7 protein-coding genes are annotated in these 6,780 nt (G+C 59.1%); all 7 read right to left on the bottom strand.

Features of this window, described 5'->3' with window-relative positions; all coding sequences use genetic code 11:
- Window positions 1–297: 297 nt before the first annotated feature.
- Window positions 298–1,815 carry a BamA/TamA family outer membrane protein gene (locus tag PHW69_09385; GenBank protein ID MDD4005394.1) on the bottom strand — a complete coding sequence of 506 codons (1,518 nt, stop codon included), beginning with the start codon at window positions 1,813–1,815 and terminating at the stop codon, window positions 298–300.
- Between the two features lie 76 nt (window positions 1,816–1,891).
- Window positions 1,892–2,632, bottom strand: a complete 741-nt coding sequence (locus PHW69_09380) for a glycosyltransferase (GenBank protein ID MDD4005393.1) — start codon at window positions 2,630–2,632, stop codon at window positions 1,892–1,894.
- Window positions 2,611–3,396 carry a class I SAM-dependent methyltransferase gene (locus PHW69_09375; GenBank protein MDD4005392.1) on the bottom strand — a complete coding sequence of 262 codons (786 nt, stop codon included), beginning with the start codon at window positions 3,394–3,396 and terminating at the stop codon, window positions 2,611–2,613. Before PHW69_09375 ends, PHW69_09380 begins: the two co-directional genes overlap by 22 nt.
- Before the next feature lie 3 nt (window positions 3,397–3,399).
- Window positions 3,400–4,599, bottom strand: a complete 1,200-nt coding sequence (locus tag PHW69_09370) for a glycosyltransferase family 87 protein (GenBank protein ID MDD4005391.1) — start codon at window positions 4,597–4,599, stop codon at window positions 3,400–3,402.
- Window positions 4,600–4,917: 318 nt separating this feature from the next.
- Window positions 4,918–5,580: a zinc ribbon domain-containing protein gene (locus PHW69_09365; protein ID MDD4005390.1), complete on the bottom strand. Its 663-nt coding sequence runs from the start codon at window positions 5,578–5,580 to the stop codon at window positions 4,918–4,920.
- Window positions 5,581–5,588: 8 nt separating this feature from the next.
- Window positions 5,589–5,918: a zinc ribbon domain-containing protein gene (locus PHW69_09360; protein ID MDD4005389.1), complete on the bottom strand. Its 330-nt coding sequence runs from the start codon at window positions 5,916–5,918 to the stop codon at window positions 5,589–5,591.
- A gap of 3 nt (window positions 5,919–5,921) precedes the next feature.
- On the bottom strand, window positions 5,922–6,780 hold an 859-nt coding region (locus PHW69_09355), incomplete at its 5' end, for a hypothetical protein (GenBank protein ID MDD4005388.1).

Below are 6,780 nucleotides of genomic sequence, written 5' to 3'. Positions count from 1 at the left end.
AAAGTCCGGATTATTCGGCGCGATTGCCGCTGCGCCGCCAGCCCGCGCGGATGCCGCAAAAAACGCGGCGCAGACAGCCAAAACGCAACCATGCCAGAAGCGATTGGCCGATATCGAACCGGGCCGTGCCGCTTCGGCGCCAGGCGAAGAATCAGTTTTTCCGGTTTTCCATCGCATGACGAACTCCCGACGTGTTTGCTGGCGCAAAGCCGGTATCATTGCTGGTACGCCCCGCGCGTTTGCAATTCACCATAAAGCATCGTGTTTCTGAACAACATGCCTGTTCCGCCCGGCGGATCAGAATGGATAGTCCACGTTTATTATGATATTCGTACCCTCTTTCGAGAACGCGAATTCAGCGGTGCAGACAAGCTGAGGCCGCAGAACCGCGCGCAGCGCCACGCCGTAACCGAGCTTCATGTTATCGAGAGTGACGTCGTGCGGTTCATAGAAAACAGTGCCATAGTCGGCGAACGGGGTGACCTCGATATCGGTCAGGAACTGGAGCACCGGCAGGCTGGCGATGGTGAAACGTTCCTCCAGATTGAAAACCAGCTTGCCCCGGTCGACAAACCGGCCGTCGCCGTAGGCGCGGATGCCCGTGCGTTCGCCGATAACCGGCTGGGCGTAATAGGGCAGATCGTTGCCCAGCTGCTGCTGGAACACCGCGTTCAGCGCGGTGATATATCTGTTCTCCTGCCTGTAGTTGTAATACTGTTTCAGCTGCGCGCCGTAAACGACGTAGGAATAATCCGACCCCACGCCCTGAAAGCCCGCGGCAGCCGACACCCCGGCGTACGCGCCGAGCTTGGGTATGAACGGATGGTCGGTGGAGTCATAAAACAGCGCCAGCTTGTGGCGCAGAAAATTTTTGCTGTCGGAAGTCTGGGCGTATACGTCGGGATACTTGTCCTGCAGCTGGGGGCTTGTGTCGAGCGGGCCGCGCGAGGTCTTGTAGCTGTAGAACGAGTGCGTCAGCTCAAGGTAAAATTTATTTACCAGCGGCAGTCCGATCGTGGCTTCCTCGCCCAGTGTGTCCAGTGCGAAAGTGGCTTTGTCCCCCTCTTTTGAGCCGGGGCCTATGCCGTAAAACGAGGCTTTGCCGTTCACCCAGTAACGCAGTTCGGCGTTGAAGCGGTAATCGCCGCTGAGAAATTCCGGATTGAAGTAACGCAGAAACAGGTCCCTGTTAACCACTTCCGACCAGATCAGCCGTGTCGCTATAAGGTTGTTGTGGCCGGGGAAAAAATACTGCCGGTAGGCCAGAGTCGTTTTAAGGTATTTGTTATAGTTGATGGACGGCGCGACCACGGACGTTATGCTTTTTGTCTGGTTGTCGCGCAGGGCCAGTATTGGCATTATGCCGATGTTGGGGCCAAGGTCTTTGCTCGAATCCACAATCGGCAGCAGTATCAGCGCGTTGCTGCCGGGCGTGAATACGATATAATCGAAAATCTTGTCGAGCAGGTTCTGCTGTTCCTGCGGCAGCGGGGATACGGTGGGCTTGGAAAGCGGCGCCACGATTTTTTCGCGGTAATCCTCGATGCTGTAACGGAATCCGGTGCAGCCGTCAAGCCCGGAATTTTTGCACTGGTCGGCGGTGTCGGTTTCGTATTGAGAGGAGGTCTGTTCGCGCGTAAGCCTGTCGCCCTGCCGCAGAAAGCGCAGCGGCTCCGGCAGCAGTTCGGTTTCATCTGAATTGTTTTCAACTGTCATACCGCTGTTTTGGACAGGGCCGGCCACTTCCTGCGCGGCGGCGGGCGCGGCAAGGCGCAACAGCAGCAGTGCGGTGACAAGGTGCGGTTTCAAATGCATAGATATAAAATTCTACCATAAATATGCGCGCGCCCGCGCGAACGCGCGGCCCGTCGGAGCCGGGCGGCTGCGGCGGTCAGCGGTATTTGCGGCGGATTCGGAGAAGCTCGATTGGCGCCCTTATGAAATCGGCAAGCCGGAGTTTGGAGCCGGCCTTGCTTTCCCAGTTTTCAAGCGGCAGTTCCATTGCCGATCTGACGAGCGCGTCCGGGCCGCGGGCCGCGCGCAGGCGGGCCAGCAGTTCAACGTCGAAAAGCCAGCGCGTCAGGAACGGTTCGGCAAACAACGGTTCGGCGGCGGTTCTACGAAAAAATTTGGCGCCGCACTGGGTGTCGTAAACCGGCGCGTCCAGCGTAAGGCTGGCGGCCGTGGCGAAGCATCGGCCGAGCAGGTGGCGCAGGAAATTGCGCCGGATGGAGGAGCCCAGCCGCCGGATCCGGCTTCCCATTATGACCGCTGTCCGGTCAGGACAGGAGTTCATGGCGGCGCGGAATAACGGCATGTCGGCGGCGGGAGTGGAAAAGTCGGCGTCCCAGAATCCCAGCCAGCCGCAGTCCGGCATTTCTTTCAGCATGAAGTTCATTCCCGCCCGCACGGCCTGCGCTTTGCCTTCGTTGCGCGCAAGGCTGATTAAATACGCGCGGCCCCGCGCACTTTCGGTGAACCGGCGCAGCATTTTTTCGGTGCCGTCGTCGGAGGCGTCGTTTACAAAGCAGAGAACCAGGCCGGGATTATCCGCCAGCAGCTGAAGGCAGGCGTTTAAATCCAGCCGGTTTTCCTCGTTGTGCGCGGGTATTACAAGAGCTGTTTTTTGCATATCGCATAGGCCGACAGGCCGGGGCAGGCGACTCCGGCCCGTCTTAAAAAACCGGTCAGCATAAATTCCAGTATCAGCAGTTTCGCGGCCAGCGCAGCCGCCGCGCGGCCGTATTTCCACAGCGCCACGCCCGAGAAATCCCCGGCGTGGCCTTGCGGTCGTTCCGATACTTTTTGCATGAAGCGGACGGCGGCCAGTCCCGTGAAAAAATAGCCGGACTCCAGTATTTCCAACCCGGCGGACCCGGCCGTTCTCTCCAGTTCCGCTTTAGTGTAGCGGCGGAAATGCCGCAACTGCCTGTCATGCTCCGAAAACAGCCTCATGAACGCCGGCACGGTAATGATGAAAACGCTTGAACCGGTTGCCGGATCCGCCGCGATTGCCGCAAGAGCTGCCGTGTCGTCCTCGACATGTTCCAGCAGGTCAGTTAGCAGCACGACGTCCGCCGTTTCGCCCGGCAGCAGCGCGCGCGCTGCCGTTAACGAAACCGTCATTTCCGCTTTTATGCCGGCTGCGGCAAACCGGCGGTTGGCGGAGGCTGTTTCTTCGGGCGAGGCGGCGGTGTCCACGCCGGCAGCCGCGGCGCCGAACCGGCGGGCAAGCCCCGCCATCAGGTACCCGTCGCCGCAGCCGATGTCCAGAATAGAGCGGATCCGCCGCGCGTGCTTCTGTATCAGCCGCCCGGCTATTTCAAGGCGGGCCAGTTCCCAGGGGTGCCTTGTCCCCCCGGCATTGCCCTGCAGGCGCAGTTCGCGCAGATCCATGCGTCAGCCCCGTTCCGGCGCCTGCGCGCGGCGGCTGTAAATTATCAGGCCCGCCATGCAAAGCATCAGCAGCGGATTGATGATTACTCCCTCATTTATTCCCGCCCGCATGATAAAGCCTTTCGGGATAAGGAGCAGGCCGAACACAACGGCGTACCACCGGTCGAACGGGCCGGCGTCCGGTTCGTTAGCAAAAAATATCAGCGGAGTCAGCAGATGCAAAAGTTTATAGTCGCCCGAAGAATAGGGCAGCAGATTCATCGCGCATACGAACAGCGCGGTTTTTTCCCAGAACCGCAATTCCGTTCTTCTGCGTCCGGCAAACCACACCAGCGAGCCGGCGAGCGCGAGCGCGGCCAGTCCCCACGCCCGCACCAGCCACCACAGTTCATACGGCAGGGTGGGCGCGCCGAGCAGCGCTTTTATCGCGCCGAACAGCGAATGGCTGTACACCACTCCGCCGTAGCCGTAAACGTAGCCGTAGTGGTACAGCTGCAGGATGAGCGTGTGCCTTGCGAAATTTTCAAACAGCCCGCCGGGATAAGAGGCGTAGCAGGCCAGCGATAAGCCAACCGCCGTCGCAACCGACCTGGCCGCGCAGTCAAACTCCTTCTCCGCCAGCAGCAGGCCCAGAAACGCCGCCGGGAACGGCTTCATGGCCATCGCGATGCCAAGAAACACCGCCGCCAGATTGCGTTTGCCTGCCGCAAACGCCGTGGCGAACAGGTACACGCACATGAACGTATAGGTTTCGAAATTGCCGCGGTCTATCGCAAACAGCACCGGGTAGGAAAAGCAGAACACGGCCAGGGTGTTGAGTGCGTCGCCCGTGCGGTCGCCGGTCTTAAAGCCCCTGTACAGAGCCGTCAGCCCGAACCCGGCGAAAGTCAGCAGCCACAGCCACCGCGCCGCCCACAGCGGCAGCAGCGAGAAAGCCCAGTACACGCGCTGCAGAAACGGGAAACTGTTGCCAATCACGATCGCGCGCGCATAGGGATCCGCCGAGATGCGCAGCATGTTGAAAAAATCGTTGAACCGGTCGCTCGCGAGGTTGAGGAAACCGCCCTGCGGCGAAAGCCGCAGCGTGAAATAGAAATATGAAAGCGCAAATCCGGCAAGCGTTATGAACGCTATCAGCCTGAGCCTGCCCTGCTTCAGGCCGGCTGGGATTCTGTCATTCTGAAAGAGTAACGGTGTCGGCATAGGCCGGGCGCAGTCCAGTCGCAAAAGAAGTTGCCCGCCGCGCATGGAGTCCGTGGCCGGGCCTGGCATGGAACCGCTTCACGGGTTTAAGAAAACCGAGGCCGTATTCCCGCACGGAACCGGCCGGACATTCACCCATGAGCTGTTTTCAATTATACAATATCGCCCGGTTCGCGGGCTGCCGGTCAGGCCGGCGGGTTCAGGCCGCTGCCGGGCGAATTTCCCGCGTCAGGCAATGATGAACAGAAATCTCCGGCGCTATCCCCCCGCTGTCAGAGCGGACAGGTGCGGCCGGCCGGGATTCTGTTTTACGCTACATTATAGTTTGGTGCCGCATTCCCCGCAGAAGCGCGTGCCCTGCTGATTGACCGCTCCGCATTTCGGGCATTTCGGCAAGCCCAGCGGACTGCCGCAGTTATTGCAGAATTTCCCTTCGCCGGCGGGTTTGCCGCATTCGGGGCAAACGGTCTGTCTGCTTTCTATCCTGCCGGTGAAAACCGCCGTAGCTTCCGCCGTATCTTTTATATCCTTGACCATTTTTCCGGCTTTTGCCGCCGCCACTTCCACGTTTACCCGGGGCGCGTCGTCCACGCAAAGCCCCTCCTGTTCGTTCCAGTCGGCTTCGCATACATAGTTTTTGCATTTGGGGCAGCGGTGAAAATGCTCTTTCGCCTCGTTCTGCGCGAGTTCGAAAGCGGCTTCGTGTTCTTTATGCCAGTCCGGCGACATGCCGTTGAACGTGGCCGATATGGCGTCCGCTCCGCGTTCGAGATTCGACCCGATGCCGCTATGCCCGGTCATCTGCCCGACTATGCTGGCGGCGTTGCCGAGCATTCTGAACAGGCCTTTTTTCCTGTAAGTCTTGGATTCGATGAACCTGGTCTTGTAGCCGTCGCGGCAGCTGTCGCAGAAAAAAGTGAACTGGAAGCCCGCTTCAGTGCTGTTGTCCGCGAAATTTTTTGTGAAAGGTTGTAACGCCATACTGCCTCCTATTTCAATTTTTTGCCGCATTTGACGCAGATGTCGCTTAAAGGCGGCTGTTCGGATTTGCATTTCGGGTTCGGGCAGGTCACCGTCAGCCGGCCGGAGCAGTGCTGGCAGTAATCGCAGAAAAACGTCGGTTTGCCGCAGACTGGACAGTTGATTTCAAGCGGGAGTCCGCAGTGGCCGCATTTCTGCCAGCCTGTTTCAATAGGGTTGCGGCATTTTGGGCACCGCAACGGGCCCAGCGGGTTTGCTTTTCCGCAGACCGGGCAGACATTCGCCTCCGGCGGGATCAGTTTGCCGCAGTAACGGCACGGATGTTTATAGCCAGCCATAGCTCAGCCTCCAGTGGTATTTTGAGAAGCGGGTTCCTCGTCCGGTTCTGCTTCGGCCTCGTCGCCCGGCCATCTGGCCGGGCCGCGTGCCTCGGCGAATTTAATAAGTTCGGCCACGCGCGCTTTCCAGTTCTCGGCATGAATCACCCGGCCGATGAACAAACCTCTCAGAACGGCGAGTTCCGGTATTACCGCCGCGGCGAACCGGTATTTTTCATAACGCGGTTGCAGCAGTTGCTCGTCGCTCAGAAAAACCGGCGCGCGGCGGAAATTAACCGCGCTCATGCAGGTATTGAAGGTCTTTATGAAACTATCAGCCGCGCGATCTCTATCCTGCCGGGCCGTCAGTTCATTATATTGCGCATGGCCGGCAAGCCGGAAGAAATAGGTGGCCCTGCTTTCTTTTTTGCCGTCCGGCCGGTTCGCGTCAAGGCCGGCTGTTTCAAAAGCCGCGGCGTTAGATGCGGCGAGCGGCACCAGAACGAATAAATAATCTCCGGCCTGGCCAAGCCCGCGCTTGAAGCCGGCGCAGATTTTTTCCGGCAGGCTCAGGTTTTTAAGGAATTCATAATTGGTTTTAAATTCCCGATCCGCGCACAGGGTTCTTTCCAACGCGGGCCAAAGCGTGGGCGCCAGCGCGTCTGTTTCTGTTTTGCTTACCGCTTTTCCTTCTTTGAATATCTGCGCGGCTTTGCGCAGAGCAATGGGACTGAGCGACGCGTCAGCCTGTTTAAGCACCGTCTGCGTGTGCGTCAGCATATTGCTCATCGCTGTGCGGAGCGCGTCGCGCCACGGGTCGAAATTCCTGCCCAGTTGCGACAACGTAACCTTGTTTCCGTTTTCGCGCACGACTGAAACGCTG

The sequence above is a fragment of the Elusimicrobiaceae bacterium genome (assembly GCA_028700325.1).
Classification (GTDB): domain Bacteria; phylum Elusimicrobiota; class Elusimicrobia; order Elusimicrobiales; family Elusimicrobiaceae; genus JAQVSV01.
This window is presented reverse-complemented; position numbering and strand designations above follow the sequence as displayed.

Bases quoted from the DNA above. Each gene is read 5' to 3' on its own strand.
- PHW69_09365 (MDD4005390.1), bottom strand. From the start codon at position 5,580: ATGGCGTTACAACCTTTCACAAAAAATTTCGCGGACAACAGCACTGAA.
- PHW69_09385 (MDD4005394.1), bottom strand. From the start codon at position 1,815: ATGCATTTGAAACCGCACCTTGTCACCGCACTGCTGCTGTTGCGCCTT.
- PHW69_09375 (MDD4005392.1), bottom strand. From the start codon at position 3,396: ATGGATCTGCGCGAACTGCGCCTGCAGGGCAATGCCGGGGGGACAAGG.
- PHW69_09380 (MDD4005393.1), bottom strand. From the start codon at position 2,632: ATGCAAAAAACAGCTCTTGTAATACCCGCGCACAACGAGGAAAACCGG.
- PHW69_09360 (MDD4005389.1), bottom strand. From the start codon at position 5,918: ATGGCTGGCTATAAACATCCGTGCCGTTACTGCGGCAAACTGATCCCG.
- PHW69_09370 (MDD4005391.1), bottom strand. From the start codon at position 4,599: ATGCCGACACCGTTACTCTTTCAGAATGACAGAATCCCAGCCGGCCTG.